General features: G+C 65.4%; 2 protein-coding genes. Both read right to left on the bottom strand.

The features are described 5' to 3' along the window. Positions 1-216: 216 nt before the first annotated feature. A complete protein-coding gene (locus ACVILH_RS12850) occupies positions 217-2355 on the bottom strand; it encodes an AMP-binding protein (RefSeq protein WP_456713210.1) in 2139 nt (712 codons plus the stop codon). A gap of 319 nt (positions 2356-2674) precedes the next feature. After that, complete coding sequence (locus tag ACVILH_RS12845) at positions 2675-2899, bottom strand: MbtH family protein (RefSeq protein WP_456713209.1); 225 nt, start codon at positions 2897-2899, stop codon at positions 2675-2677. Between the last annotated feature and the right edge of the window lie 375 nt (positions 2900-3274).

Raw genomic sequence — 3274 nt, 5'->3', positions numbered from 1 at the left:
CGGCGGTCGCCTGCTTCTGTTGGTGTCACACGCTCTTTCCAACGTCCGATGTCGACACGCGCGACAGGACGCCGGCACCATTACTCAATTTAAAATTGTATTTTTGGATGACGCACCTGCCTCATTGATGGCAGGCACGGCGATCGATCGTTGATCTCTTTGGATAGTCCTGCGTGACTATCGGGAAAGTGTCAGGCCAAGGGGTCAGACCAAGGGTCAGGCCTGGCCTGCACCCAATGCGCGGGCGACTTCGCTGTCGTCCATTCTGGCGACCTCCATGGCGAGACCCCGCAGCATGTCGGCCTCGGCCCACAGCGGCGAGACCAGCAAACGCGCGTGCAGCTCGCGTCCGAGCTCGGCCAGGCAGCAGTCCTGCCACAGCCTTGCCGAATCGATCCGCACCATGAAGTCGCTCTCGATCCTGCTCCTGATGCGCATCAGCCCGAGCGACGTCACGCCGAACGCCATCAGCGGATCATCCGGACCGAGCTGGTCGGCATCAATGCCGGCCAGGTCGCGCAGGATGTCGCGCAGATAGTCCTCGATCGACCGCTCCTGCTGAGGCCGCGTCTGCCCCTTCAAGGCGATGACGAGCTCGACCGCGTCGAGCCGCTGCTCTTCCGCCGCGGCCTCGTCAAGCTCCGAGCTCCACTCGGCATGGATCGGCAGCGAGCCGTCGGCCAGCATCGCGCGGGCGCGCGAGCGCTGGATCTTGCCGCTCGAGGTCTTCGGCAGCAGACGATGTTGCGTCACCACGACACGCGTGAGCTCGATGCCGTGCCGCGCTGATACCGCGGACCGTACGGTCTCGAGCACGGCGGCGGTATCACGCCAGCCCCGCCGCGGCTGCTCGATCACCAGGATAGGCTGCTCCGATGCACGATCGAGCGTCGTGAACGCGGCCGCTTCGGTGATCTCGGGAACGGCTTCGCGCGCCGTCAGCTCGACATCCTGCGGATAGACGTTCTGGCCGTGAACGATCATCACATCCTTGATGCGCCCGCACACATAGAGCGTGCCGTCGCGCATCACGCCGAGATCGCCGCTCCGCAGATACGGGCCCTCGCCATCGGCCAGGCGGGCGCCGAACACGCGCTCGGTCTCGTCCGGATTGCGCCAATAGCCGGGGCCTGTGGTCGAGCCGTCGATCCAGATCTCGCCGATCGCATCCGGCGCGCAAGGCTGCCGCGTGTCGGGATCGACGATGCGGATGCGATGCTCCGGGCTGGGCACACCGCATGAGGGCAGACTGTAGGCATCGTCGGCCGTCTCGGCGTCGCCGATCGCGCGCTGCTTCATCGCTGCATGTGACACGGTCAAGGCCGACTGCCCGCGCCACACCGGCCCGCCGGAGACGAGCAGCGTGGCTTCGGCGAGCCCATAGAACGGACACATCGCGCGCCGGTCGAGCCCGTACGGCGCGAAGCGCTCCGCAAAGCGGTCCATGGTCTGCTGATTGATCGGCTCGGCGCCGGAGCCCGCGACGCGCCAGCGCCGCAGATCGAGGCCGACGCAGTCCTCCTCGGCCACCTGCCGCAGGCAGAGATCATAGGCGAAGTTCGGCGCGATCGTGATCGTGCCGCCGAAGCGCGAGATCGCCTCGAGCCAGCGGACCGGACGGCTGACAAAGGCGGCCGGCGGCATCAGGATGGCCGTCGCGCCGTGATAGAGCGAGGTGCAGATGCTGCCGAACAGGCCGAGATCATGGAAGTGCGGCACCCAGCTGACCCACACCGATCCGGTGTCGAGTTCGGCTTGACGGCCGAGCAGAAGCGCATTGCGCGCCGCATTGCCATGAGTGACGGCGACGCCGCGCGGCAATCCGGTCGAGCCGGACGTGTATTGCAGCACGCAGAGCTCATCGGGCGACGGGATGATCAGCTCGCCCTCACCTAAGTTCGCGAGGCCTGCGTCATCGAGCGGAAGCGCGTCCGTTGCAATCGTTGGCAGCGGATGGCCCGATGCCGACACCAGGCCATCGAGCCGCGCCTGCAACGACGCCGATGTCAGCACCATCGCCGGCTCGGAATTCTCGATCAGCGCCGCGATGGCGCCGCCGCCTCCCGCGCGACGCGGCAGTGCGAGCGGCACAGCCACTGCGCCCGCATAGAGCACGGCGAAGAACGCGCTCACGAACTCCAGCCCGGGCGGGTAGAACATCAGGACACGGTCGCCGCGCCCAAGTCCCGCCTCGCGCAGCCGCACCGCCAATCGCGCTGCCGCGCGATCGAGCTCGGCATAGCTGATGTCAGCCGTCACCGACGCCGCGGGCAGGAAGCGGAATGCAGCGCGCTCCGGCATCATCAGCGCGTTCGATCGCAGCGCCTCCACCATCGTTGCGGCACCGGTGCTCACGGCGCGGCTCGTTATCGAACTCTCGGATCTCATCATCGGCCTCAGTCCCCAGCCGAACGCATCACAACGACGTCCGCCGGCACCTTCGGCGGACATGGGTTCCTTGTCGACAGCACATCACCACGTCGCGACCGCATCCACTCGGTCGCAACTCCAAACGGCCGTCTCGCAAGGCACTACACGGACCAGCGACCCACCCACCAGGATCAGCTTCGCCTACGCCCGACATCCGACAACCACACTCAGGCCGACGTGCAACTCCAGAAACTGCCGCCCGCGTCTCGCGATGAGCGCAGCGACAGATAGGCCTCCCGCGCCGCTAGGAAGCTTCCGCCATGCGGCGACGCAGACTGAGCGGCCTCATGTCGGTCCAGACCTCATCGATGTGCTTCAAGCAATCAGCCTTGGCGCCGCGCACGCCCTCGGCGCGCCAGCCGTCGGGGATGGCACGTCCGGCCGGCCAGATCGAGTACTGCTCCTCGTCGTTGAGGACGACGATGAACTCCTCCTCGGCCGGTGCACTCGGCTTCGCATTGGCATGCATGACGTTCGACCTCCTCGTTGGACAGCCGCTGCGACACACGCCCCCGACACCTCGGGCGACGCAACACAGCAGCCACAAGTCAAGCTACAACGAACGATCGCGGAAGAAGCCGATCGAACTTGTTAGCTCATCCTATATCGCTCCTCATACAGGAGGCCTCTCCCTACCGCAATACCAATGTAAAGCGGGAACACACTTTAGGTTGTAAAATCTCTCTAACGTTTATTTGAACCGACCGCGGCTCCACGTCGCGCGCGACCACCATAAAACTTTAACAAACAAAGACGAGGTCACGCGAGGACAGCGCGTGAGAAGACACGCGTGAAAGGGCCAGCAACTCTTGCCGCCCTCAGACGTTCCGAATGATCTGATCAC

The organism is Bradyrhizobium sp. USDA 4353 (assembly GCF_054063215.1).
The sequence above is the reverse complement of the archived record's forward strand: the minus strand, read 5'-3'. Positions and strand labels throughout refer to the sequence as shown.